The organism is Blautia sp. MCC283, from assembly GCF_018785565.1.
GTDB lineage: Bacteria > Bacillota > Clostridia > Lachnospirales > Lachnospiraceae > Blautia_A.
In genome coordinates this window covers 123,527-149,260 of sequence record NZ_WQQB01000024.1, presented here as the reverse complement: position 1 = coordinate 149,260, position 25,734 = coordinate 123,527, and the positions used below count along the sequence as shown (strand labels likewise).

At 45.4% G+C, this 25,734-nt stretch carries 22 protein-coding genes; 17 read left to right on the top strand and 5 right to left on the bottom strand.

The window, feature by feature from the left end; genetic code table 11:
• Positions 1–7: 7 nt before the first annotated feature.
• A complete protein-coding gene (locus GPK81_RS07890) occupies positions 8–418 on the bottom strand; it encodes a DUF6465 family protein (protein WP_021976751.1) in 411 nt (136 codons plus the stop codon).
• A gap of 196 nt (positions 419–614) precedes the next feature.
• On the opposite strand from GPK81_RS07890, the gene holA reads away from it, so the two are divergent.
• Positions 615–1,610 carry a DNA polymerase III subunit delta gene (gene holA / locus GPK81_RS07885; protein WP_021976750.1) on the top strand — a complete coding sequence of 332 codons (996 nt, stop codon included), beginning with the start codon at positions 615–617 and terminating at the stop codon, positions 1,608–1,610.
• Between the two features lie 9 nt (positions 1,611–1,619).
• Here the strand turns inward: holA and GPK81_RS07880 are convergent, their stop codons facing one another.
• Entirely contained in the window at positions 1,620–2,192 is a 573-nt protein-coding gene (locus tag GPK81_RS07880; protein WP_215706837.1) for a M48 family metallopeptidase, read from the bottom strand.
• Positions 2,193–2,297: 105 nt separating this feature from the next.
• Positions 2,298–2,561: a 30S ribosomal protein S20 gene (gene rpsT, locus GPK81_RS07875; protein ID WP_021976748.1), complete on the bottom strand. Its 264-nt coding sequence runs from the start codon at positions 2,559–2,561 to the stop codon at positions 2,298–2,300.
• A 318-nt stretch (positions 2,562–2,879) separates the two neighbouring features.
• Between rpsT and gpr the strand changes: the two genes are divergently transcribed.
• The 16 genes from gpr to GPK81_RS07795 all read left to right on the top strand — a co-directional run bounded on the left by gpr (position 2,880) and on the right by GPK81_RS07795 (position 24,883).
• A complete protein-coding gene (gpr, locus tag GPK81_RS07870) occupies positions 2,880–3,809 on the top strand; it encodes a GPR endopeptidase (RefSeq protein WP_118062072.1) in 930 nt (309 codons plus the stop codon).
• Between the two features lie 22 nt (positions 3,810–3,831).
• Complete coding sequence (locus GPK81_RS07865; RefSeq protein WP_021976746.1) at positions 3,832–5,163, top strand: stage II sporulation protein P; 1,332 nt, start codon at positions 3,832–3,834, stop codon at positions 5,161–5,163.
• Between the two features lie 139 nt (positions 5,164–5,302).
• Positions 5,303–7,111, top strand: a complete 1,809-nt coding sequence (lepA, locus tag GPK81_RS07860) for a translation elongation factor 4 (RefSeq protein WP_118062029.1) — start codon at positions 5,303–5,305, stop codon at positions 7,109–7,111.
• An 11-nt stretch (positions 7,112–7,122) separates the two neighbouring features.
• Positions 7,123–7,611 (top strand): hypothetical protein, encoded by a 489-nt coding sequence (locus GPK81_RS07855; protein WP_021976744.1) that lies wholly within the window; start codon positions 7,123–7,125, stop codon positions 7,609–7,611.
• The gene (hemW, locus tag GPK81_RS07850; protein WP_021976743.1) at positions 7,601–8,737 is read left to right on the top strand and encodes a radical SAM family heme chaperone HemW; all 1,137 of its coding nucleotides are present in this window, start codon (positions 7,601–7,603) and stop codon (positions 8,735–8,737) included. The genes GPK81_RS07855 and hemW overlap by 11 nt, the downstream gene beginning before the upstream one ends.
• 157 nt (positions 8,738–8,894) lie before the next feature.
• Positions 8,895–11,744, top strand: a complete 2,850-nt coding sequence (gene uvrA / locus GPK81_RS07845; RefSeq protein WP_118062026.1) for an excinuclease ABC subunit UvrA — start codon at positions 8,895–8,897, stop codon at positions 11,742–11,744.
• Positions 11,745–11,905: 161 nt separating this feature from the next.
• Entirely contained in the window at positions 11,906–12,889 is a 984-nt protein-coding gene (locus GPK81_RS07840; RefSeq protein WP_021976741.1) for a rod shape-determining protein, read from the top strand.
• A 135-nt stretch (positions 12,890–13,024) separates the two neighbouring features.
• On the top strand, positions 13,025–15,268 hold the full coding sequence (gene recD2, locus GPK81_RS07835) for an SF1B family DNA helicase RecD2 (RefSeq protein WP_215706836.1): 2,244 nt from the start codon (positions 13,025–13,027) through the stop codon (positions 15,266–15,268).
• A gap of 73 nt (positions 15,269–15,341) precedes the next feature.
• The gene (locus GPK81_RS07830; RefSeq protein ID WP_021976739.1) at positions 15,342–16,049 is read left to right on the top strand and encodes a ComF family protein; all 708 of its coding nucleotides are present in this window, start codon (positions 15,342–15,344) and stop codon (positions 16,047–16,049) included.
• 143 nt (positions 16,050–16,192) lie between these two features.
• Positions 16,193–16,627 (top strand): hypothetical protein, encoded by a 435-nt coding sequence (locus GPK81_RS07825; RefSeq protein ID WP_021976738.1) that lies wholly within the window; start codon positions 16,193–16,195, stop codon positions 16,625–16,627.
• Positions 16,624–17,727, top strand: coding sequence for a hypothetical protein (locus GPK81_RS07820; RefSeq protein WP_021976737.1), 1,104 nt, complete (start codon positions 16,624–16,626; stop codon positions 17,725–17,727). Before GPK81_RS07825 ends, GPK81_RS07820 begins: the two co-directional genes overlap by 4 nt.
• 127 nt (positions 17,728–17,854) lie before the next feature.
• Positions 17,855–18,739 (top strand): diadenylate cyclase CdaA, encoded by an 885-nt coding sequence (gene cdaA / locus GPK81_RS07815; RefSeq protein WP_174087572.1) that lies wholly within the window; start codon positions 17,855–17,857, stop codon positions 18,737–18,739.
• On the top strand, positions 18,720–20,024 hold the full coding sequence (locus tag GPK81_RS07810; RefSeq protein WP_021976735.1) for a CdaR family protein: 1,305 nt from the start codon (positions 18,720–18,722) through the stop codon (positions 20,022–20,024). Before cdaA ends, GPK81_RS07810 begins: the two co-directional genes overlap by 20 nt.
• A gap of 34 nt (positions 20,025–20,058) precedes the next feature.
• Positions 20,059–20,322: an HPr family phosphocarrier protein gene (locus GPK81_RS07805; protein WP_118062024.1), complete on the top strand. Its 264-nt coding sequence runs from the start codon at positions 20,059–20,061 to the stop codon at positions 20,320–20,322.
• Positions 20,323–20,377: 55 nt separating this feature from the next.
• On the top strand, positions 20,378–23,170 hold the full coding sequence (locus tag GPK81_RS07800; RefSeq protein WP_215706835.1) for a L,D-transpeptidase family protein: 2,793 nt from the start codon (positions 20,378–20,380) through the stop codon (positions 23,168–23,170).
• A 174-nt stretch (positions 23,171–23,344) separates the two neighbouring features.
• Positions 23,345–24,883, top strand: a complete 1,539-nt coding sequence (locus GPK81_RS07795) for a GH25 family lysozyme (RefSeq protein ID WP_215706834.1) — start codon at positions 23,345–23,347, stop codon at positions 24,881–24,883.
• A gap of 82 nt (positions 24,884–24,965) precedes the next feature.
• Here the strand turns inward: GPK81_RS07795 and GPK81_RS07790 are convergent, their stop codons facing one another.
• Both GPK81_RS07790 and GPK81_RS07785 read right to left on the bottom strand, forming a co-directional pair.
• Positions 24,966–25,304: an EamA family transporter gene (locus GPK81_RS07790; RefSeq protein ID WP_021976731.1), complete on the bottom strand. Its 339-nt coding sequence runs from the start codon at positions 25,302–25,304 to the stop codon at positions 24,966–24,968.
• Positions 25,297–25,647, bottom strand: coding sequence for an EamA-like transporter family protein (locus GPK81_RS07785; RefSeq protein WP_215706833.1), 351 nt, complete (start codon positions 25,645–25,647; stop codon positions 25,297–25,299). Before GPK81_RS07785 ends, GPK81_RS07790 begins: the two co-directional genes overlap by 8 nt.
• Between the last annotated feature and the right edge of the window lie 87 nt (positions 25,648–25,734).

Below are 25,734 nucleotides of genomic sequence, written 5' to 3'. Positions count from 1 at the left end.
TCCGAACTTACAGAGTAGTCAGATCGATCTTGTAATCGTCGGAACCTTCTCCGTCTGCAGTGTAATAAGCTGCTCTTTCTTCTGCATTTACATAGATGTGGAGCTCTTTGCCCTTAAGGCCTTTTGCTTCTGCATCTTTCTTAACAGCTGTCTCAAGGTCGGCAACTGTGATGGATGTCTCAAAAATTTCAAGTGTGATGCCGCTGATCTTATGGTTCTTTACAGTGTTCTTAACTTCTTCTACTACTTCTGGTGCCTTGGCTGCTACAGTCTCGGTTGCTTTCTTGACTGCTTTTACAGTTTTTTCAGCTGCAGGTGTTTTCTCAATCTTCTCTACAGTTGATTTCACGGTAGCTTTGGCTTTTGTGGTTGCGCTCTTCAGGTTGCTTGTTGCTCTGCTGTTTCTTTTTTTCTCCATAATGGAACACTCCCTTCCACATATTTCTCTGACGGAACGGCTCCGCCGGAATATGTACCCGTTTACAGTATCATGAATCCGCGGGAAAGTCAAATTTTTGTATGGGTGTTGCATTTCAGGCGTGGGTCGTATAAACTGGATTACAGTGAAATTGCCGGGTTACGATGGTAAATATATTCAGACAGGGGTACAGATATTGAAAAATATTCAGGAAGATATTAAATCAGGAAAATTTAAACAGGTATATCTCCTTTATGGAGAGGAAGCTTATCTGAAACAGCAGTATAAAAGAAATCTGGTGAAAGCACTCAATCCGGATGACGATACCATGAATTTTGCCAGATATGAGGGGAAAGGCATCGATATCCGGGAGCTTATAAGCCTTTTTGACACCATGCCTTTTTTTGCGGATCGAAGGACCGTGCTTCTGGAGGATACCGGCTTTTTTAAGAACAAGTGTGAGGAGCTGGCGGATTATATGAAGAATCTTCCGGATTATCTTTATCTGGTGTTCTGTGAATCTGAGGTTGACAAGCGAAGCCGTATGTACAAGGCTGTGAAGGCGTGCGGGAGTATCGGAGAATTTAAGCAGCAGGATGAAAAGACGCTGATGCGATGGGCTGCAGGAATCCTTGGGAAAAATGGCCGTAAGATCACGCAGAGGGATGTGGAACTGCTTTTGTCCATGACAGGGACCGATATGGGAAACCTGAGAATGGAACTGGAAAAGCTGATTTCCTATACAGAAGGAAGAGAAGTGGTGACTGCGGCGGATATCCAGGCTGTCTGTACCACACAGACAACCAATAAGATCTTTGATATGGTACGTGCTGTTACTGAGAAAAATCAGAAACGTGCTCTGGATCTGTATTATGATCTTCTGACGCTTCGGGAACCGCCGATGAGGATCCTGTTTCTTCTGGCAAAACAGTTCCGCCAGATCTGTCTCACAAAGAAACTGTCCCAGGAAGGGCTTTCGCAGACAGAAATTGCGTCCAAACTGGGAGTACCTTCGTTTGTTGTGCGGAATCTGGCTTCCTGTGCCAGATCCTACACAGTGGAAGAACTGGAAAATGCAGTACGGGATTTCGTGGATGCAGAGGAAGCTGTGAAGACAGGTACACTGGGAGATGTGCTCAGTGTGGAACTTCTGATCGTGAAATACAGTTCGGCGAGAACAAAAAGTGCATGATTACCATTTTCATGGCGTAGGATTTTGCCACAGAGTTCTGCCGTTATCTCTGAGCCATTTTTCGTATGTTTTATATTCCGGCATTACAGATGCCACCACTGCGTAGAAAGCGGGAGAGTGGTTCATTTCTTTCCGGTGGGCAAGTTCGTGGACAACAACATAATCAAGAACCTTTTCCGGAGCGAAGATCAGACGCCAGTTGAAGTTTAAGTTTCCTTCACTGGTACAGCTTCCCCAGCGGGTTTTTTGCTCCCGGATGGTAATGCGGCCGTAGGTTACGTCCATTTTTCTGGCGTAGGCTGCGGTTTTTCTTTTGAATATTTTGCGGGCAGATTCCATATAATAGCTGCGGCGGAAATCAGAGAGGGGATGATCTTCAGCAGGGGACTGTGACGGTACGGAAGCGGCGCGGGAGATGTGTTCCAGGACCCAGCTTTCTTTCTGGGAGAGAAAGCGATGGATGGTGGAGTCTGACATTGTACGGGGAGCACGGACAATCACCTGGCCGGAAACGCTGACCTGGATCGCCAGGGTTTTTCGGTTGCTGTGGATGAGACGGTAGGGAAAGGGATGAGATATCATAAAAAAAACTCCTTCAGAAATATATATACAAAAAAGACAGTCGCTGACGGTTCGACTGTCTTTCCTTTTACTTATAAGCTTATAACTAAAATATTCCGTGGTCTATTACGCAATGCTGTTGACAGCTTTGGAAAGACGGGAAATTTTTCTGGCGCAGTTATTTTTGTGGTAAACGCCCTTGGATGTAGCTTTGCTGATTGTGGAGATTGCGTCCTTAAGAGCAACCTCTGCAGCTGCCTTATCCTTATTCTCAACTGCTGTCTCAACTTTCTTGATGGAAGTCTTAACTGCAGAACGGATTGCTTTGTTTCTTGCAGCCTTAGTTCTGTTAACTAAGATTCTCTTCTTTGCGGATTTAATGTTAGCCAATTCGTACACCTCCGATTCCTAAAAATATAATATAAATTACATTCACAGGAACAGACACGGGCGCTCCTATGAAACATGCTTATATATATTATTATATGTGAAACAGAATGTCAAGATATTTTTCAAAAAAATTACGGAAAAATGACAAAAAAATACCAGATGATGTGGATGCAGGAGAAAAGGATACATATTTATGGGAAAAAGGGAAATAATGAAAACGAAAACACCGAAAAATGTGGCTTTCATGGCGATGATATGATCGGAAAGCAAGTGGGAGCGGAAAGAGTTTACGATTTTACAGAAAAAGAGGATGAGAGTATGACTGGAAGGAGCAGAATCAGAACAGACCTGGCTCTGGAAGCAACAGAGCGCTTTCAGGAGGAAAATGTAGAAGTACATGGAGTAGAGATCCAGGAAAAATATGATGCGGAAAAAGACGTCCGGACGACTGTGGTACGGATCACAACAGAAAACGGAGCCAGAACCATGGGAAAACCGCAGGGGACATATATCACCATTGAAGCGCCGGATCTTTCTGTTCCGGATGAGGATTATCACAGGGAGATTTCAGAAGAAGTGGCACATCATCTCCGGGAACTGATCGATTTGGGACGGCAGCAGTCAGTTCTGGTGGTTGGACTCGGGAACCAGGAGATCACTGCGGATTCTCTTGGACCACGTGCGGTTTCCGGTCTTCATATGACAAGGCATGTGATCCGGGAGTATGGACTGAAGTCAAATGCACATATGAAAATGCATCAGATCAGCGGAATCGCACCAGGAGTGATGGCTCAGACCGGAATGGAAACGCTGGAGATCGTTCAGGGGGTCGTTTCCGAAACAAAGCCGGATGTGGTGATCGCCATTGATGCACTGGCTGCCAGAAGTACAGCAAGGCTGAACCGTACCATTCAGATCACGGATACCGGGATCAGTCCGGGTTCCGGAGTTGGCAATCACAGAGAAGGTCTGAATGAGGAAAATCTCTCTGTCCGTGTGATCGGGATCGGTGTGCCTACGGTGGTAGATGCGGCTACCATTGTCCATGATTCCATGGCAGATCTTCTGGATGCACTGGAGGAAGAAGAACAGAAGGAATTTCTGGAGGAAATGATCTCGCCGAAGCTTTATACCATGTTTGTGACACCGAAAGATGTAGATGAAACCGTGCGCTATTTAAGTTTTACCATTTCTGAAGGACTGAATATGGCATTTTCTGATAGTCTAATCGAGGAGGACAGGTCATAAAATACCATAGAGGTGATCGTGGGTGACGAATATCCAGAAGGCATTCTGTGTGGTTTTGAGCCTGATCTTTCTGTGCGTCGTGGCTGCACTGCCGGGGGATTTTTTCAAGCATGGTGAGATCTACAGACAGCTGCCGCTGTATTGCTTTCTGGAAAAGAAAGCTTTGCAGGAGGAAAACGGGCAGGACCGTGAAACAGAGATGCTTTTGCAGGAAAAAAATGCAGAGCATCTGGGGGAGGAAGTGGAAGCGGAAAACCGGAAAGAGCAGGAGGCGCTTCTTCTGGCGGAGGCGGAGAAGGCAGAGGAAAAAGAATCGCCGGAGTCCGTACAGAAGCCTTCTGACAGTGCCGAAACCAAGAAAACTGATGGAAAGCAGAAGGAAAATGTGGAAAAGAAAGATGAAATAAAAAAAGAGACAAGTCAGAAAAAAGAGAAAACGCCGGAAATTACGAAACCGGAAGATACCCCGTCAGAGAGCACTCCGACAAAAGCGGCTCCAAAAGAAAAGAAGACCTCTGGCGAAGAAGCCGGAAAAACTCAGGAAACCGTGGCACTGCCTCATCCGCAGATCGATCTGTCTCCTGCGAAACTGGCAGATTTTGATTATGTGATGAATCAGTTTTTTATCCTGGATTCCAATACGGAGACGAATGCACAGCAGATTTGCGGAACCAGATTCCTGAAAGAAGATCTTTCCATAAAACAGGACCCGGAGGTGCCACAGATCCTGATCTATCACACCCATTCCCAGGAAACGTTTGCAGACTCCAGAGAAGGACAGGTGGAAGATACCATCGTTGGAGTGGGCGACCATCTCGCGGAGCTGCTTGAAAAGACATATGGTTATCGGGTGCTTCATGTGACAGACGCTTTTGATATGATGGGCGGGCAGCTGGATCGGAGTAAAGCATATGATTATGCAAGAGCTTCCATAGAAAAGGTCCTGGAGGAGAACCCTTCTGTTGAAGTGGTGATCGATCTCCACAGAGACGGCGTGCCGGATGACCGTCATCTGGTGACGGAAATAGACGGGAAACCAACAGCGCAGCTGCTTTTTTATAATGGGTTGAGTTATACGGTCAACCAGGGAGCGGTGAGTTATCTGCCCAATCCTTACATAGAAGAGAATCTGGCTTTTTCTTTTCAGCTGGAATACCAGGCAGCACAGTACTATCCAAAGCTTTACCGGGGAATTTATCTGGCAGGGCTTCGTTATAACCTTCATCTGAAGCCCCGGGCCCTTCTTCTGGAAGCGGGTGCACAGACCAATACTGTGGAGGAAGTCCGAAATGCCATGGAACCTTTTGCAGATATCTTAAACAGAGTATTGAAAGGCAGTGACAAAAACGGCTAAAATATGATATGATAAAGAGCAGTATGGAAAAATATGCTTTGTGAATGAAAAGCGTGAAGTGACTACATTTACAGGCATGCAGCAGAGCGGAACAGGAATGTCCGTCTGATGCAAGAGAAACTTAAGGAGGATTTCCTGAATGATAGACCAGAGTAAAATTCGAAATTTTTGTATCATTGCACATATTGACCACGGAAAATCAACACTTGCGGACCGTATCATCGAGATGACAGGACTTCTCACGGAGAGAGAAATGCAGGCCCAGGTTCTGGATAATATGGAACTGGAGAGAGAACGTGGAATCACCATCAAATCCCAGGCTGTCCGTATTGTATACAAGGCCAAGGATGGAAATGAATATATTTTTAACCTGATCGATACCCCGGGACATGTAGACTTTAATTATGAAGTTTCCAGGAGTCTTGCAGCCTGTGACGGCGCGATCCTTGTTGTAGATGCTGCCCAGGGAATCGAGGCTCAGACCCTTGCCAACGTATATATGGCGCTGGATCATGATTTGGATGTGGTTCCGGTTATCAATAAGATCGACCTTCCAAGTGCGGACCCGGAGCGTGTTATCAATGAGATTGAGGATGTGATCGGGATTGAAGCCCAGGATGCACCGCAGATTTCCGCAAAGACAGGTCTGAACGTGGAACAGGTTCTGGAGCAGATCGTAAATAAAGTTCCGGCACCGCAGGGAGATGTGGATGCACCTCTGAAAGCCCTTATCTTTGACTCTGTTTATGATCCTTATAAAGGTGTTATCGTATTTTGCAGGATCAAGGACGGCCGTGTAAAAAAGGGCACGAAGATCCATATGATGGCTACCGGATTTACTACGGAAGTCGTAGAAGTAGGATATTTTGGCGCTGGCCAGTTTATTCCCTGTGATGAACTGACGGCAGGTATGGTCGGCTATATTACTGCCAGTATCAAGAATGTGAGGGATACCCGTGTGGGTGATACCGTAACGGACGCAGACAACCCCTGTGCGGAGGCACTTCCGGGATATAAGAAGGTAAATCCGATGGTTTACTGCGGACTTTATCCGGCAGACGGTGCCAAATACGGCGATCTTCGTGATGCCCTGGAGAAACTTCAGCTTAATGATGCGTCTCTTTATTATGAGCCGGAGACTTCCGTTGCTCTTGGCTTTGGTTTCCGTTGTGGGTTCCTTGGGCTTCTCCATCTGGAGATCATCCAGGAACGTCTGGAGAGAGAGTATAATCTGGATCTTGTAACGACCGCACCAAGTGTTATTTATAAAGTTTACAAAACCAACGGCGAGGTCATCGAACTGACCAACCCGACTAATCTTCCGGATCCGTCTGAGATCGAATATATGGAAGAGCCGATGGTGAAGGCTGAGATCATGGTAACTACAGAGTTTATCGGTGCGATCATGGATCTCTGCCAGGAGAGACGTGGCCAGTATGAAGGCATGGAATATATGGAAGAAACCCGTGCACTTCTGAAATACAGGCTGCCTCTGAATGAGATCATTTACGATTTCTTTGATGCACTGAAGTCACGTTCCAGAGGATATGCGTCCCTGGATTATGAGCTGGATGGTTATGAAAGAAGTGAGCTTGTGAAACTGGATATCCTTGTGAACAAGGAAGAGGTGGATGCCCTTTCCTTTATCGTTCATGCGGATACTGCTTATGAGCGTGGCAGGAAGATGTGCGAGAAACTGAAAGATGAGATCCCGAGGCAGCTCTTTGAGATCCCGATCCAGGCAGCTATCGGAAGCAAGGTCATTGCCAGAGAGACAGTAAGAGCCATGCGTAAAGACGTTCTTGCCAAGTGTTATGGCGGAGATATTTCCCGTAAAAAGAAACTTCTTGAGAAACAGAAGGAAGGTAAGAAACGTATGCGTCAGGTTGGTAATGTGGAAATTCCGCAGAAGGCATTTATGAGTGTCCTGAAGCTGGATGATAAATAGGAGATGACTTTTTGGGAAAAAATATAAAAAGACTGTTTCTGGCAGCAGGACTTCTGGCGATGACCGGAATCCTGCTTACCGGATGCGGTTCAAAAAAGAAAAACGCGGAAGATGAAAGTGTGATCAAGATCAGTATGGCACCGGAGCCGACCGCAACACCAGATCCGAAAACGGTAGATCCGGATGCCGTGACAACCAACGGTAATCTTACTATGGTAAATGAGTATCTGGCTGAAAACGGCGGAGCGGCACTGGGAACAGATGCCGTGACACCAACACCGGCAGCTTCCGACGGAAGCGGGGATAATACGGATGAGACCGGATCAGATTCAACATCCGGGGATGGTACGGATACATCCGATACCGGAGACGTTGCTGATGATGGCAGTGATGCCGGAGATGATGAAAGCAGTTATGATACCGGCGATGGAGATACCTCGCAGTATGACGAAACTGACAGTTATGCGGGTACAGAGGAAGGAGACATGGATGAAGAATAAGGCGAAGAAGCCTATGGAACTCTATGTTCATATCCCCTTTTGTGTGAAAAAATGTGATTACTGTGATTTCCTTTCAGGTCCGGCGGGAAAAGAACGGCAACGGGAATATTTCCAGTCTCTTGGAAGGGAAATCGCTGCTGTTCCGGAATTTCCGGACAGAGAGATCACCACGGTTTTTATTGGCGGAGGAACACCTTCCGTTCCGGATCCTGCTCTTATGGGAGCAATTCTGGATCAGATCAGAAATAAGTTTTTTATGGCCCCGGATGCTGAGATCACCATCGAAGCAAATCCGGGGACTTTATATAAAGAAAAACTTCAGGAATACCGGAAGCATGGAGTGAACCGGTTAAGTCTGGGATTGCAGTCTCCACAGAATCGTGAACTGAAGATCCTTGGGAGGATACACACCTGGGAAGAATTTCTGGAGAGTTTTTTCATGGCAAGGGAAGCGGGATTTTCCAATATCAATATTGATCTGATGAGTGCGATCCCGGAGCAGACCTATGAAGACTGGGAAAAAAATCTCCGTACAGTGGCAGAGCTTTCACCGGAGCATATTTCCGCATACAGCCTGATCGTGGAGGAAGGAACTCCATTCTGGGAACGGGAGCTGGATCTTCCGGATGAAGATACGGAGTACCGCATGTATGAAGATACGGCAGCAATTCTGGGAGAATACGGATTTCATCAGTATGAAATTTCCAATTATGCGAAAAAGGGCCTGGAGTGCCGCCATAATAAAGGATACTGGCAGAGGACGGATTATCTGGGACTGGGACTTGGAGCTTCTTCTCTTGTGGACCATGTGCGGTTTTCCAATACGGATAATATGGAAGAATATCTCAGAAACAGTGCGTTTCCGGAAAAAATCCGCTGTGACAGGGAAACACTTACGGAGGCGGATGAAATGGCGGAATTTATGTTTCTGGGGCTGCGTATGACAGAGGGGGTATCTGTGCGTGAATTTGAGGAATATTTCGGAAAAAATATGGAGAGTATTTACGGAGAGGTTCTGAAAAAACATTTTGCCCTGGGAATGCTGAAGAAGAAAAATGACAGGATTTTTCTGACAAGAAGAGGAATCCATGTAAGCAACGGAGTGATGGCAGATTTTCTTCTGTAGCGGATTTTGTCGATTTTTTCACCTTGACGAACGAATGTTCTGATTGTATACTGTAAAAAACAAACAGAAATTTTACAGCAGAATGAGAGACAGATATTCTGCTATAGAAGAAAATACCGGAAGATTTTTGTATGGCCGGGCAGAGTAGGAGGCTTTCATGTCAGCAGAAGTGAACGATAAGAAGCGTTTTATCAGAATACGCGGAGCGAATGAGAATAATCTTAAGAATCTCAGCGTGGATATTCCCAGAGACCAGTTCGTGGTACTTACCGGACTCAGTGGATCCGGTAAGTCATCCCTTGCGTTTGATACGATCTATGCGGAAGGTCAGAGACGTTATATGGAATCTCTTTCTTCCTATGCGAGGCAGTTTCTTGGACAGATGGAGAAACCGGATGTGGAGAGTATCGAGGGACTTCCTCCTGCGATTTCCATTGATCAGAAGTCAACGAACCGGAATCCCCGTTCTACTGTGGGAACGGTAACTGAGATCTATGATTATTTCCGCCTTCTGTATGCCCGTGTGGGAGTCCCTCATTGTCCGAAGTGCGGCAGAGAGATCCGGAAACAGACAGTGGATCAGATGGTAGATCAGATCATGACGCTTCCGGAGCGTCAGAAGATACAGCTTCTTGCGCCGGTGGTACGTGGCCGTAAGGGAACACATGCCAAGCTGCTTGACCAGGCCAGAAGAAGCGGATATGTAAGAGTTCAGATCGATGGAAGTCTTTATGAGCTTTCTGAGGATATCAGCCTGGATAAGAATATCAAGCATAACATTGAGATCGTTGTGGACCGTCTTATCGTGAAACCGGGAATTGAGAAACGTCTTTCGGATTCTATTGAGACTGTGCTGGAGCTGGCTGATGGTCTTCTGGTAGTGGATACCATGGACGGAAAGCTTCTGAATTTTAGCCAGAGCTTTTCCTGCCCGGACTGTGGTATCAGTATTGATGAGATCGAGCCGAGAAGTTTTTCTTTTAATAATCCGTTTGGTGCCTGTCCCAAGTGCCTGGGCCTTGGATATAAGATGGAATTCGATATTGACCTTATGATACCGGATAAGAAACTGAGCATCAATGAAGGTGCGATCACGGTTCTTGGCTGGCAGTCCTGTACCACACAGGGCAGTTTTTCAAGAGCGATCCTGGATGCACTGGCGAGAGAATATAACTTTTCTCTGGATACCCCTTTCTGTGAATATCCTAAGGAAATCCAGGACATCCTGATCAACGGTACCGGTGGTCACTCCGTGAAAGTTTATTACAAGGGTCAGCGTGGAGAAGGTGTTTATGATGTGGCATTTCCGGGACTGATCCGCAATGTGGAGCAGAGATACCGGGAGACCGGTTCCGAGACTATGAAGCAGGAATATGAGAGTTTCATGCGGATCACTCCATGTACCACCTGTAAGGGACAGAGGCTGAAGAAGGAGTCTCTGGCAGTGACTGTGGCAGATAAGAATATCTATGAAGTGACGAACATGCCTGTGGAGAGATTACAGGGATTTCTTCGTGACCTGAAGCTTTCCGAGCAGCAGGAACTGATCGGTAAGCAGATCCTGAAGGAGATCCGTGCCAGAGTGGGATTTCTTGCGGAAGTTGGTCTGGAGTATCTTTCCCTTGGAAGAGCTACCGGAACTCTTTCCGGCGGGGAGGCACAGAGGATCCGTCTTGCCACACAGATCGGTTCCGGCCTTGTTGGAGTTGCCTATATTCTGGACGAGCCAAGTATCGGTCTCCATCAGCGGGATAATGACAAGCTTCTGGGAGCGCTGATGCGCCTTCGCGATCTTGGCAACAGCCTGATCGTGGTCGAACATGATGAGGATACCATGCGCGCGGCGGATTGTGTAATCGATATCGGTCCCGGTGCCGGTGAACATGGCGGACAGCTGGTTGCCATGGGTACAGCTGAGGATCTGATGAAGAACGAGCAATCGGTAACAGGAGCTTATTTAAGTGGAAGACTTAAGATTCCGGTGCCGGAAGTACGTAAAGAGCCAACAGGTTTTCTTCATATAAAAGGTGCGGCAGAGAATAATCTGAAGCATATCGATGTGGATATTCCGCTGGGTGTCATGACCTGTGTCACAGGAGTTTCCGGCTCCGGTAAGAGTTCACTGATCAATGAGATCCTTTATAAGAGACTGGCAAGGGATCTGAACCGTGCCAGGATAATTCCTGGTAAACATGATGATATTCTCGGGATTGATCAGCTGGACAAGGTGATCGATATTGATCAGTCTCCAATCGGAAGAACGCCCCGTTCCAATCCGGCAACTTATACCGGTGTTTTTGACCAGATCCGTGATCTGTTCGCAGCAACTGCAGATGCCAAGGCGAAGGGATATAAGAAGGGGCGCTTCAGTTTTAATGTGAAAGGCGGTCGCTGCGAAGCCTGCAGCGGCGATGGAATCATCAAGATCGAGATGCATTTCCTTCCGGATGTATATGTGCCATGTGAGGTTTGTAAAGGAAAACGCTACAACAGGGAAACACTGGAAGTGAAGTATAAAGGCAAGAGCATTTATGATGTACTGAATATGACGGTGGAAGAGGCACTGACATTCTTTGAAAATGTGCCGTCAATCCGGAGAAAGATCGAGACCCTTTATGATGTGGGACTTTCCTATATCCGCCTGGGACAGCCGTCTACAACCCTTTCGGGAGGAGAGGCTCAGCGTATCAAGCTTGCCACGGAACTCAGTAAACGAAGCACCGGGAAGACCATATATATTCTGGATGAACCCACGACAGGCCTTCATTTTGCGGATGTGCACAAGCTGATCGAGATTTTGCGCCGTCTTTCCGAAGGAGGAAATACAGTTGTGGTCATTGAGCATAATCTGGATGTGATCAAGACAGCAGATTATATCATTGATATTGGCCCGGAAGGCGGTGACCGTGGCGGAACAGTCATAGCGCAGGGTACACCGGAAGAGATCGCTGCAAGCCCGGTCTCCTACACCGGTAAATACGTAAAAAAATATCTGGAACAGAAATAACGGGTAAAAGTCCTTTTCAATTCCGAAGGTTTTGTATATAATGAAGTGCGGGAACTGTCCGGCAGACGCAGATAGATCAGGTTTTGCCGGATGAAAGATAGAACAGAACAAGTCAGAAATGTGTCTGCACGGGAATTTTGCAGACGCAGGCGGGAGGATTTATGCCGGCAAAAGATATCGGAATCGATCTGGGAACCAGAAACAGTCTGGTGTTTTCTACAGGAAGGGGAATCGTTTTAAGAGAGCCTTCTGTAGTTATTTATGATAAAGATACAGAGAAGATCAGGGCAATCGGAGAGGAGGCCAGACAGATGGCCAGCCATTTAACTTCCAATATGGAAGTCATATGGCCGATCCGTGGCGGTGTGATCGTTGATTACAATGTTATGGAGAAGATGCTGAAATATTTTATTTCCCAGGCTATGGGACGAAGAGCGTTCCGTAAGCCGAGAGTCAGCATCAGTGTTCCGAGTGGTATTACAGAGATTGAGCGTAAGGCTATGGAGGAAGCAGCATATCAGTCCGGAGCCAGGGAAGTATTTCTCGTGGAAGAACCTATTGCGGCTGCGATCGGTGCGGGAGTAGATATTACCAAGCCGTTTGGAAATCTGATCGTGGATATCGGTGCGGGAACTACAGATGTGGCTGTGATATCTGTAGGCGGAGTAGTTGTTTCTGCTTCGGTGAAAGTTGCAGGTGACAATTTTAACCATGCGATCATGAATTATGTAAGAGAGAAACACAGCCTCTTTATCGGAGAGGATGCGGCAGAAAATATCAAGATCAAAATTGGAACAGCCAGTGAAGAAGCAGACCTCCGGACTATGGAAGTGAAGGGAAGAAACATTATCACAGGTCTGCCGAAGGTGGCAACGCTGACGTCAGAAGAGATCAGGACAGCGTTGAGAGAGACAACAGGACAGATCGTGGAAGCGGTTCATGGTGTTCTCGAAAAGACACCACCGGAACTGGCAGCAGATATCATGGACAGAGGAATTGTCCTGACAGGTGGAGGTGCCATGCTTCATGGCATGGATACGCTGATCGAGCAGAAAACAGGAGTAAGTACGCTGACTGTGCAGGATGCCATGCTGGTTGTAGCTGCCGGAACAGGGAAATATGCGGAGATCATGTCAAGAGTATAAATTTACACCAGATAAGGCGCTGCTACAGCAGTGCCTTTTGATGTTATTACAGTGTTCCGATAATTAATGCATCATACTCGCAGGGGTATCTTTGATGCGTTAAGCATTTGAACCGCGATGCAGATGGAGAAGAAGATGAGTGAGACAGTTACAGGATATATAGATCATGTGATATTCCGAAATGAAGATAATGGGTATACCGTTATGGTACTGAAAGGAATGGAAGAGGGACAGGAGCTGACCTGTGTAGGCACATTTCCTGCGATCACACAGGGCGTGTCAATTGAAGCTTCCGGAAATTATACAACACATCCGGTATACGGAAAACAGTTTCAGATATCCTCCTATGTGGAAAAAATGCCGGAAGATGCACTTGCGGTGGAGCGTTATCTGGGTTCCGGTGCGATCAAAGGTATCGGTGCCGCATTGGCGGCAAGAATCGTCCGGCGGTTTGGGGATGATACTATGCGGATCGTGGAAGAAGAACCGGAACGGCTGGCAGAGATCAAAGGTATCAGCGAAAAGAAAGCCATGGAGATTGCGGAACAGATGACAGAAAAGGCGGATATGCGCCGTGCCATGATCTTTTTGCAGAAATATGGGATCTCTTTGAATCTGGGAGCGAAGATATACCAGAAATACGGACAGTCGGTATATGGTGTCCTTCAGGAGAATCCATACCGTCTGGCAGAAGATATCAGCGGTGTGGGATTTCGGATCGCAGATGATATCGCATCCAGGATCGGAATCCATACAGATTCAGATTACAGAATACGGAGCGGAATGTTGTATACTCTCCTACAGGCTTCTGGGGAGGGCCACATTTATCTTCCAAAGGAAGAGCTTTTTTTCAGAGCGTCCAGGCTTCTGGGAGTAGATGTTTCTTATATGGAGAAGCACCTGATGGATATGGTCGTGGAACGGAAACTGATCCTTAAGGAAACGGAAGAGGGAACTGTCGTTTATCCCAAACGTTATTATAACCTGGAACTGGATTCTGCAAGGATGCTGTGTGAATTGAATATTCTCTGCCCTGAGGATGAATACATGATCCAGAAAAGGATTGAAAGAATTGAGAAAGAGACAGGAACCAAGCTGGATGAAATGCAGAAACAGGCAGTGATATCTGCTGCCCAGCACGGCCTGTTTATTCTGACGGGAGGCCCGGGAACAGGAAAAACAACTACCATTAACGCAATTATCCGCTATTTTGAGGAAGAAGGAGCAGAACTTCGCCTTGCAGCTCCTACGGGCCGTGCTGCCAAGAGAATGACAGAAGCTACCGGATATGAAGCACAGACGATCCATCGTCTTCTGGAACTGAATGGTATGCCGGAGGGAGAGCAGGAAGGCAGAGCTGTTCATTTTGACAGAAATTTCGAAAATCCTCTGGAAGCAGATGTGATCATTATTGATGAGATGTCTATGGTAGATATTGCGCTGATGCATTCTCTTCTTCTGGCGATAACTGCAGGAACCAGACTGATCCTGGTGGGAGATGAAAACCAACTTCCAAGTGTAGGACCAGGAAATGTTCTGAGGGATATTATCCGCAGTGGCTGTTTTTCAGTAGTGGAGCTGAAGAAGATCTTCCGGCAGGCTTCCGAGAGTGATATTGTAGTAAATGCACATAAGATCAACCGCGGAGAACAGGTTACGATCAACAATAAAAGCCGGGATTTCTTTTTCCTGAAGAGATACGATGCAGATATCATCATTCGGGTTGTGATCGCGCTGATCCAGGAGAAACTTCCACGTTATGTTGATGCGAAGCCTTATGAAATCCAGGTTTTGACTCCCATGCGTAAGGGGCTTCTTGGCGTGGAAAGACTGAATCAGATCCTTCAGCGCTATCTGAATCCGCCAGATGAGAAGAAAAAAGAAAAAGAAATCGGGCAGCGCCTTTTCCGTGAGGGAGATAAGGTGATGCAGGTGAAAAACAATTATCAGCTGGAGTGGGAAATCCTCGGAAGATATAAGATTCCGGTAGATAAAGGAGTCGGGGTATTTAACGGCGATACAGGTATCATGACGGAGATCAATGAATTTGCGGAGACCGCTACAGTGGAATTTGAGGATGGACGTCAGGCGCAATACTCCTTTAAACAGCTGGAAGAACTGGAACTTGCCTATGCAGTGACCATACATAAATCACAGGGCTCGGAATATCCTGCGGTTATTTTACCGATTCTTTCAGGTCCAAGAATGCTGATGAACCGAAATCTTTTGTATACAGCTGTGACAAGGGCACGTAAATGTGTCACAGTAGTAGGAAGTGAAAATACCTTTGCGGAAATGATCCGTAATGAGAAACAGCAGCAGAGATACAGTTCACTGGACAGGAGAATACGGGAACTGGATGAAGCTGAGATCAACTAGTACAGCTACTAGTACAGCGAATATCCGCTTGACTGTACTATAAGGAGAGTGCTATCGGGGAGAAAGGACTTTCTTGAAAAAAACAGCTGAAATTTTTCTGAATATGCTCTATCCGAAAAAATGTCCCATGTGTCATCAGATCCTGAAACAGAAGAACAGCCTGATCTGTTCCGGGTGCGCCGGAAAGATCCGGCCAAATGTGGAACCATTGTGCAAAAAGTGTGGCCGTCCCGTAAAAACAGAAGAGGAATATTGTCAGGACTGCCGTAGGGAACAGCATTATTTTTCGGAAGGCAGAAGTATATTTTCATACGGAGAGATGTGGCGGCAGTCTCTGGTACGGTTCAAATATTACGGGTGTCGGGAATACGGAGATTTCTACGCAAAAGCCATGAGTATTTATGGAAAGAAATATCTGGAACGCTGGAGACCGCAGCTTATCGTTCCTGTTCCGCTCCACCCCAGAAAGAAAAGAAACAGAGGATTTAACCAGGCAGCGTATCTGGCAGAACGGCTCAGTGGTTTCTGCGGGATACCCTGGAGGGAGGATGTGGTACGAAAAGTACGAAATACAAGATCGCAAAAGAAACTCAATGCCGCAAAACGGCGGCAAAATCTTAAAAATGCATATCAGGTAACTGCAGATATAACTGGATTATCGGTGCTGGTGGTGGACGATGTCTATACAACGGGCAGTACCATGGATGCCATGGCACAGTGCCTTCTGGAGGCAGGTGCAAAGGAAGTTTATTTCCTTACAGTATGCGCCGGAAGGGCGTGAAAGCCCTGAAAAAACACTTTTCATAGGTAGGGAACTATGCTACAATAAATTTGATTGCAGTTAAACAGTATAGCTGCATAAAGTGCGAAATACGAACTATATATCAGGAGTTTCCTGATAAGAAAGCTTATGAGGAGTTATTTATGGTAAATGAAGAAAAGGTGAAGGTCATGAACCGCCTTGCCATGTATGAACATGGAGAAGGCAGGAAATATCTTCCGGTGAGCAGATATTACCGGAGCGATTATATCGGCCTTGCACTGATCAAAAATTTCTTTCTGGTAACCATTGGCTATGTGCTTCTGCTTGCCGGAATTGCTGCGTATTTCAGTGAATATCTTATGGATAATGTGAATAAGATCAACCTGGTCGCAGTGGGGATTTATATCATAGTCGGATATCTGGGCATGCTGATCGTGTATTCTGTGCTGACTTATATTCAGTATTCTGTGAAATATCACCGCGCCAAGAAGAGTGTGAAGGAATATTATCAGGATCTTACCAGACTGGAAAAAATCTACGGACGGGGAGAAAAGAGAACACCGGTCCGGAGAAAATCGGGAGGACATAGAAAATGACAGCTTTACTTGAGATTAAACAGAATATCAAGAGGTTTTATGGAGAATATGAAGTATATATACTGCCGGTTCTGAAGTTCGCTCTGGCATTTGTCTATTTCCTCTGGATCAACAGTAATATGGGATATATGAAGCAGCTGGATAATATATTTGTAATTCTTGTACTGGCACTGGTGTGTGCTATTTTACCTGTATCCGTGATGATGTTCATCGGATTTGCCATGATGATCGGTCATTGTTATGCGGTGGGACCGGAAGTGGCCGGATTTATGCTGGTATTGATCCTGTTTATGATGATCCTGTTTCTTCGGTTCAGCGGATCTCAGAATCTTACATTGATCCTGACACCTCTTTCTTTTGGATTCAGTGTTCCTACACTCCTTCCACTGGGAGCAGGTTTACTTGGCAGTGCGGTTTCAGCACTTCCGGCAGGATGTGGTGTGGTGATCTATTATTTTATCCGTTTTGTACATGCACAGTCCGCGGCACTCAGCGATCAGGGAACAGAAATTGCCGAGAAGCTGAAACTGCTTTCGGACGGACTGGTCCAGAACTGGGCTATGTGGATCACAGTGATTGCTTTTGTGGTTGTTGTATTACTGGTGAATCTTCTCAGAACACGCTCTTTTGACTACGCGTGGAGAATTGCGATCATTGCAGGTGGTGTGGCCTATATTCTGGTTATTCTTGCGGGAGATTTTTGCCTGGATGTGACGGTATCAATGGTTCCGATGATCATATCTACAGTAGTTTCAGTTCTGATCGGGTTTGTACTGGAATTCTTTGTCTATGGCGGAGATTACAGCAGGACAGAACGGTTGGAGTATGAAGATGATGAATATTACTACTATGTAAAAGCGGTTCCGAAAGCATCAGTGGCAACTTCAGAGAGAAGTATCAAAAAGATCAATGCGGAACCTGTACGTGAAGAAAAAAAGAAAGAAGATAAAGTAGTTTTCCGTGAAGAAAATTTTCCGGAAAGAAAAGAAACACCTGTTACACAGAAACCGGATTTTGGAAGTCCGGTGAATGAGACACCACAGAAAATTGATGAGATTGACTTTGAAAAACAGCTGGAAGAATCATTGAAAGATCTTTGATTTAACCAAACTGCGGAGCAGTTATTTGGTGTAGAGCTACGTAGCGAAGCGGATCGCGAATATCCGCTTGACATATTTTTGCTGATGGTATTTTACTCAGGATGAGCGGAAAGAAAGGAGGAGACTTATGCAGAATATACTGACAGTTCTGACCGGATATCTGGGGAAGATTTCCCTCCCGGGACTTGGGGTTATTGATATTATTGAGATTGGACTGATTTCTTTCTTTGTATATCAGTTTATGGCCTGGATCAAATTTACAAGAGCATATACATTGCTGAAGGGTATTCTGGTAGTTCTCGGTTTCATTCTGATCGCTTATATATTCAAGATGAATACGATCCTGTGGATCTTCCGCAATCTGGCCAATGTGCTGGTGATCGGTGTGATCGTAATTTTTCAGCCGGAATTGAGAAGAGCGCTGGAACAGCTGGGACAGAAAAAAATCGTATCAACCATCATTCCATTTGACAGTGGAAAGGAAGTCAAGGAACGCTTTAACGACAAGACGATCAATGAACTGGTTAAGGCATGTTTTGATATGGGTGAGGTTAAAACCGGTGCACTGATCGTTATCGAAGAAGAAATCCGTCTGGATGAGTATATACGTACCGGTATTAATATTGACGGAATTCTCACCAGTCAGCTCCTGATCAATATTTTTGAGCATAATACACCGCTCCATGACGGAGCAGTGATCGTGCGTGGCAATCGAGTCGTTGCGGCAACCTGTTATCTTCCGCTTTCTGATAATATGGAACTGAGCAAACAGCTGGGAACCAGACATCGTGCAGGCGTGGGAATCAGTGAAGCGACGGATTCTGTTACCATCATTGTTTCCGAGGAAACGGGGCAGGTATCGGTTGCTCAGGGAGGAGAACTTTCCAGAGGCCTTAACAGCAAGCAGCTTCGGGAAATACTTGTAGCAGTACAGAATAAAAAGGTAGTTGACAACAGCAAACTGAGAAATCTGCTGAAAGGGAGAGTGAAACATGAAGAAAAATCTGACTAAGAACATCCCTTTAAAGATCATGTCCGTGATCGTAGGTATTCTGGTATGGCTGATCGTGGTAAATGTTGACGATCCTATCATTACAAAGGGGTTTGTGATCTCCGATGTGCAGATCATTAATGAGGCTTATGTGGATCAGCTTGGACAGATGGTCATGCAGGATGACAGTGAAAATACAGTGCGTGTTTATATTACAGGTGAGCGGAAGACAGTCAACCGTCTCACCTCAAGTGATATTAAGGCAGTAGCAGATCTGCAGCAGGCGCAGTCTACAGACACGGATCCGGTCATGATTCCAATTACGGCCACCTGTGCAGGAGTACTTCCGGAGAATATCCGGGTATCTCCGCAGAATCTCAGCGTACACCTTGAGAAAAAGGTTACCAAAGAATTTGCCATTAATGTAAGCTGCGGTGACAGTAAGCCGGCACAGGGCCTGGAGATTGCATCACTTACTGCCAATCCGGAGAAAGTCAGAGTTACAGGGCCGGAATCACTGGTTGGTAAAATAGACAGTGTGAGTGTGGACGTAAGTTCCAAGATTGATGGGATCGATCAGGACACAACGATCACCGGAGCGGAACTGACGATCACCGACAAGAATCAGGATACCCTTTCATCGAATTCCATGAGTTATCTGAAGTTTGATAATAACGGAAAAGTAAATGTTACGGCAAAACTCTGGAAAGTACGTTCCGATATACGTATCAGTGCAGGATACACTGGAGAACCGGCGGAAGGCTACGTTGTAGACAGTGTTACAACAGTGCCGGAAACGTTCAGTGTTGCCGGCAGTGAGGAAGCATTGAACAGTTTGAAACTTCAGGGAAATACCATATATCTTGATAACGAGAATGTAGATATTTCAGGTAAGAGCAATGATGTGGAGAAGAAAGTAAATCTTGCAGAGCTTCTTCCGGATGGTCTGAAGCTGACAACAGGATCCAGTACGGATCTTTGGATTACGGTTAATATCCTGCCTGAAGGCAGTAAAATATACAATTTCCCGACGGAGGATATTAAGGTAAAAGGCCTGCCTGATAATCTGCAGCTGGCGTTTGAGGTTGCGGATGTAGAATTAAAAGTACAGGCAGAGGATGGCGATCTCTCGGGCTTTAATCTGAAATCGATAAGTGCGACTCTTTCCATGGATGACTGGGAAGAAGGCAGCTATGAAGTGCCGATCAAGATCAGTCTTCCGGATGGTTATAAGCTTCTGGAGGATGTGACTGCTGAGATCAAAATTTCCAAAGTTTCTAATGTTGACAGTGGAAACAGCCAGTAACATATGAGTAAAAGCATGTAAGGGAGACATAGGAATGTTAAGTTATAAGGTAACGGTCAGGAACCCGTCAGGGCTTCATCTCCGTCCCGCAGGACTTTTATGTGGCGAAGCGATCAAATATAAATCTTCTGTTACATTTCAGTACGATGGAGGCACAGCAAATGCCAAAAGCGTATTAAGTGTACTGGGGGCCTGTGTAAAAAGCGGAGATGAGATCACACTGATCTGCGATGGTGAGGATGAACAGGCGGCAATAGATGCGCTTGCATCACTTATCGAAAGTGGATTGGGCGAGTGATACCGTACAAATATATTAATTCATTAACACAGCAGCATGAGCAGGAGGGATTATTATGAAGAGAAGAGTTGTGGCAATCATGCTCAGCCTTACACTGTGCATGGGTGGTACTCTGGAAGCCGGAGCGACGGCTTTGAGCAGCCCGGATGTGCAGACAGCAGAGGCAGGCACTGGCTCAGAAGACAGCTTCAGTGATGAAGTCGGAGATGAGCAGCAATCGCAGACGGATGAAGACAACGACAGTACAGATGAAGTGGTAGTGCCGGAGAATCCGACTGAGACACCGGATATCACCGAGACACCGGACATTACTGAGACACCGGATATTACCGAGACACCGGATGTTACTGAAGCACCGGCGGAAGATCCGGCAGATGACTTTAATGCGGGAGATGTGGCTGAGCTGGAAGATCCATCTGTGAACAGTGCGGATGCGCAGAAAAATACAGTGGATGCAGGTAGTGCAGATGCGGCATCTGCAACTGCAACCGGAGCAGAGATCGTAAACGGTGTAGTCGTTGCCAAGGAAAACGACTGGGTCAGAGAGGGGGATTTCTATAAACTCCGTAAGAAGACAGCACCGGAGAGCACTGCATCCGAGGCAAAGGCAGCTGAGAATCCATCTGAAATCCAGACAGACAGCAGTGATTCCGGGGATAATGCAGGAGAGATAACTGAAGATACAGCAGATACTGTCGAAACACCGGAGGTATCTGAAGATACAGCAGATACGCAGAGTACAGAACAGCAGGATGAGGCTCAGAATACAGAAACAGAAGTGGCAGAACCTGCATCAGCAGATGAGAACACAGACAGCGCTTCCGGTGATCTGGACCTGGAGAATGAAGACGCAGCAGAAGCCTCCAGTACAGAAGATGCCGCAGGAACAACTGCTAAATATAGCTATTTTACAGCACAGGATGGTCTTCTGAAAATCAAGACCAATGGTCATACAGGATATTATCTGTTTAATGAGGATGGATATCTGGTGACAGGAAGAATGTCACGGGAACCTGGAACACCGGGATATGCAGGAACACAGAAGGTGGAATGGTATTTCCTCGAAAAGGATAAAGCAACTCTGTATTCCGGATATGAGAATGCTGCGATCACCCCATGGACTTCCAACCTTGGTCAGCAGCAGAAGAACTACTGGCTGTGGACAGGAAAAACTTTCCGTTTTTATGATGCAGAGGGAAGCTATAAATCTGTAACTGATCTGAATCTCTATGGAAAGATCAAAAAGATCGGAAATGATTACTATACACTGGCAAGTAATGGCGCACCACGTAAAGGTACAATAAAGCTGACAGCAGGTTCTACTACCTATGAATATTATTTTCAGCCGGCTTCCAAGGAAGGCGATATTCCTGGAAAACTTTTCTATGGTGGATGGACTTATGTGGTGAACAGTAAAGGTGAGAAACGTTTCATTTACTGCAGCCCGAAGACAGCTACACGTGGACAGATCATGAAACATGGTGTTTATGTATCTATGGTAATGTCCAAGAAATATCTGTACATGCTGAATTCCAGTGGCTATGTAATGAAGAGTACAATGGCGAAGGCTAAGAATCAGGACAATGCCTATTATGTCACAGACAGCCATGGTCGTGTATTGAAAAATAAACTTGTCAGATATAAAGGCGCCAGATATTATTTTGGCGGCAACGGAAGAAGAGCTACATGGACAAATTGCTGGCGTAACTGTGCGGGAGCATCAAACAGAATCTATTATTTTGGAAGCACCCCGGGAAAAGTTGTTGAGAAAAAAGGCTGGCAGAAAGTTCTCAACGCAAAGAAGCAGTTTTATGGATGGTTTTACTTTGACAGCAACGGAAATCACTATCAGAATAAAATGCTGACAGTAAAGAGCTCCGGAAGAAGTTATTATTTTAACAGCAAGGGAAAGCTTGCAAGTGGTAAAACAAAGATCGGTAATAACTATTACTTCTTTGCTACGTCCAATTCCAGTACACACAGAGGCTGGATGTATAAGAACACTCTGATTCGTTATCAGAATCGGTGGTATTATGCAGCTTCCAATGGTGTCCTGAAAAAAAGCGGCTGGAAGAAAGTAGGTAAATACTGGTATTATCTGCAGAATTACACAGTTGTAACCAATAAAAACATAAAACGAGGTTCTGTAAACGGTTATCTGGACAGCCAGGGACGTTTTTCAACAGGCTGGGTGATCTACAGTGACTATTATGATCAGGTAAGATATATCGATCCGGACAGTGGTTCCAAATATCTGACCAATACAAGACGCTGGATTGACGGTAAACTGTATTACTTTGATAAGAACGGATTCCGCCGCAATGACCTTACTTCCATCTACAGAGGACCATATTATCTGGAAGTGGATAAGACCAATGGTGTTATGACTGTTTATACAAGTTCCAATAAAACGATTCCGGTTAAGACGATCCGTGTTTCTGTAGGTCTTCCTGAAACACCTACATGGGATGGTACATACAGACTGTCCCGCAGCTTAAGATGGCAGCCTCTGATGGGACCATCCTGGGGACAGTATGGAACACATGTTGATGGCTGCGGACAGGGAGGAATTTTCATTCACTCTGTAGCCGGTTCCACAAAAAGCGTATACAACCTTCCGTCATGGGAATACCTGAAACTTGGTAATCCGGCATCTCACGGATGTATCCGTACCTGTGTAGCGGATGCAAAATGGGTATATGAGAACTGCAATGGAGCAACGATCCATATTTACAGCAGTGGTAAATACAGCAATACTGAGTCCTTCAAGGGACCGTTAGGCCGCAGACCACTGGCTACATTCCGTGGCAATGGAAGTTTTGATCCGACAGACCCGGAAGTTCCGTGATCTGGAAACAGAAGAGAATATTATTAACAGAAAGTACAAATGAAAGACTGGTGTCAGCCAATAAGGCTGGCACCGGTCTTTTTCCAAATATGGGTTTACTTTCCATTTAACAGTTAGTATAATAAAATTCAGGCAAAAATAAACATGGACAACAATATGGGGAAAGGGAGAAAAATGAAAAACTGGAAAAGATGGCTAGCAGCCGGCTGTATGGCGGCGTTGCTGGGAATAGGAACAATGGGGACTACAGTAATGGCCATGGGCGGCGGTGGAGTCGACCGCAGTGAGGCTGTTGCAGAAGAAGAGAAAGTGCCGGGGGCCAGGGCAACCAGCTCAACAGCAAGCTCAAAGGCATGGAAGAAGCTCAACGGAGTCTGCTATAACGGAAGCGGACAGAAGCTGGAAGGGGCTATTACAAGAGGAATTGATGTTTCAGAGTGGCAGGATACTATCGACTGGAGCAAGGTTAAGAAGTCCAATGTAGATTTTGCGTTTGTAAGAATTTCCTACGGACTGAATCATATAGATATGAAATATGATTACAATATGAAACAGGCCGAAAAGGTAGGAATGCCTGTTGGAACTTATATATACAGCCTTGCCACAACAACACAGCAGGCGATGAAAGAAGCACAGCTTGCTATCAAAAAAATGAATGGTTATAAGGTTTCCTATCCCGTGGTATATGACATTGAGTATGAGAAGATGAGAAGCTTTTCTTCCACACAGATCGCAAACCTTGCCAAGGCTTTCTGCAATGAGGTTAAAAAAGCAGGATATTATCCGATGATCTACTGTAATACAGACTGGTATGACAATAAGCTGGACTGGAGTAAAATGACCGGCTACGATGTCTGGCTGGCACGATATGGTGACACGATCCTTGCACCGAACAAAAAGAACTATAAATATACGATCTGGCAGGCTACAGATGGTGATGGTGGCGGATATCTGAAGAGTACGAAAGGACTGGTTTCCGGAATTCCGTCATATTCTACAGTAGACATTGATTTCGGCTATGTAGATTATACAAAGATCATTACACCAAGGTGGAGAGCCGTAACCAGCTATAAAGCATCCACCAAACCAGACACCTCCAATGGAAAAACCGGCTGGGTTACTGAAAATGGAAAGAAATTTTATTATGTAAATGGTGTTAAGAAAACCGGCTGGATCGAAGTCGGCGGCAAAAAGTACTACATCGACAAAACACTTGGAATGTATAAGAGCAAGCTGCTCAGAGACTCCAAGAATGTGGTCCGTTATGTGGACAGAAATGGAGTTCTCGTAAAGAATCGGTGGATAACTGTCAGCGGCAAGAAGTATTATTTTGATCAATATGGACATGCCTTAAAGGGAAGAAAGAAAGTAGGGCAGAATTATTATTATTTCCAGACGAAATATGGCTATATGATGAAACATGTGAGATACATGGACAGTAAGGACGATCTCTATTACTTTGGCGGCGATGGAATCATGGTAAAGAGCGTATTCTATACATGGAGCGGAAATAACGAAAGCCATACCTATTATTTTACTGCAAGTGGAAGAGCATGCAGATCCTGGCTGAGACATGACGGAAAGAAATATTATTTTGATCCGGAGACTGCGATCATGTACAAAAACTGTACGATCAAGATCAATGGAAAGAGTTATACTTTTGATGCAAACGGTGTATACATAACAGCGGCTGCAGCAAATAAACGTAAATAAATAAAAAACGGCAGTTACCGACTGTACTGAAAAGCATAAGAGTTTTCGGATACAGCAGGCAATTGCCGTTTTTTTGTTGTAATTATAAAGTATAGATCAGAATACCCAGAATAATGATCAGATTACCAATGATTTTTCCACGGGTGATCTTTTCTTTCAGGATACGCCAGGAAAAGATCAGTACAAAAACATAGGCAGCGGTATCGATTACAGGACCAAATTTCATATCGACTCTTGTATAACACCAGGTATTGAGGAGCAAAACTCCGAAAAAGATGCCATAAGCCAGAATTACTCTCCAGTTCAGATATTCCCTGAGAGGATTTTTGTATGTGATATTGGCGCTCTGTTTCAGCAGAACCTGCGAAATTGCTGAAAAAAAAGTTCCTGCCAGCATGATCAGCATAAATGTTCTATTCATATCTCTGCACCATCCAGACTCCGACCAGAACGACCATGATACCGATGATGTTCTGAATCGACAGATTTTCATGAAAAATAATTACAGCCCATACCTGTGACCACAGAAGATAGACACTCTTGTTGGCGTAGGCTGTGGAAAGGGAAAATTTTTTGATTACCTGCTGCCACGTGATGGCGTAAATTCCACAGTTTGCGATCATAAGAAAAAGAAATAAATAGAGAAACGGGCTATTAAGCCCCTCTTTATTATAATAAACGGACGCAAGCTTGGAAAAAACGCTGGTGAGAGAAAACAGCAGGATATTCAGATGAAGCTGAATATAATCTTTGAGTTTTGTCATGTTTCCTCCATATAAATGTGATTGTAAACTGATAATCAATATATCGCATCTGTTCGTTTTATGCAAGAGAATGTTTCTGTGAAAAGT

Coding starts and splice junctions, on each gene's coding strand:
- GPK81_RS07840 (WP_021976741.1), top strand. CDS start 11,906: ATGCCGGCAAAAGATATCGGAATCGATCTGGGAACCAGAAACAGTCTG.
- hemW (WP_021976743.1), top strand. CDS start 7,601: ATGAAGAATAAGGCGAAGAAGCCTATGGAACTCTATGTTCATATCCCC.
- GPK81_RS07800 (WP_215706835.1), top strand. CDS start 20,378: ATGAAGAGAAGAGTTGTGGCAATCATGCTCAGCCTTACACTGTGCATG.
- GPK81_RS07825 (WP_021976738.1), top strand. CDS start 16,193: ATGGTAAATGAAGAAAAGGTGAAGGTCATGAACCGCCTTGCCATGTAT.
- GPK81_RS07880 (WP_215706837.1), bottom strand. CDS start 2,192: ATGATATCTCATCCCTTTCCCTACCGTCTCATCCACAGCAACCGAAAA.
- GPK81_RS07795 (WP_215706834.1), top strand. CDS start 23,345: ATGAAAAACTGGAAAAGATGGCTAGCAGCCGGCTGTATGGCGGCGTTG.
- cdaA (WP_174087572.1), top strand. CDS start 17,855: ATGCAGAATATACTGACAGTTCTGACCGGATATCTGGGGAAGATTTCC.
- GPK81_RS07790 (WP_021976731.1), bottom strand. CDS start 25,304: ATGAATAGAACATTTATGCTGATCATGCTGGCAGGAACTTTTTTTTCA.
- gpr (WP_118062072.1), top strand. CDS start 2,880: ATGACTGGAAGGAGCAGAATCAGAACAGACCTGGCTCTGGAAGCAACA.
- GPK81_RS07810 (WP_021976735.1), top strand. CDS start 18,720: ATGAAGAAAAATCTGACTAAGAACATCCCTTTAAAGATCATGTCCGTG.
- recD2 (WP_215706836.1), top strand. CDS start 13,025: ATGAGTGAGACAGTTACAGGATATATAGATCATGTGATATTCCGAAAT.
- GPK81_RS07785 (WP_215706833.1), bottom strand. CDS start 25,647: ATGACAAAACTCAAAGATTATATTCAGCTTCATCTGAATATCCTGCTG.
- GPK81_RS07805 (WP_118062024.1), top strand. CDS start 20,059: ATGTTAAGTTATAAGGTAACGGTCAGGAACCCGTCAGGGCTTCATCTC.
- lepA (WP_118062029.1), top strand. CDS start 5,303: ATGATAGACCAGAGTAAAATTCGAAATTTTTGTATCATTGCACATATT.
- GPK81_RS07890 (WP_021976751.1), bottom strand. CDS start 418: ATGGAGAAAAAAAGAAACAGCAGAGCAACAAGCAACCTGAAGAGCGCA.
- GPK81_RS07820 (WP_021976737.1), top strand. CDS start 16,624: ATGACAGCTTTACTTGAGATTAAACAGAATATCAAGAGGTTTTATGGA.
- uvrA (WP_118062026.1), top strand. CDS start 8,895: ATGTCAGCAGAAGTGAACGATAAGAAGCGTTTTATCAGAATACGCGGA.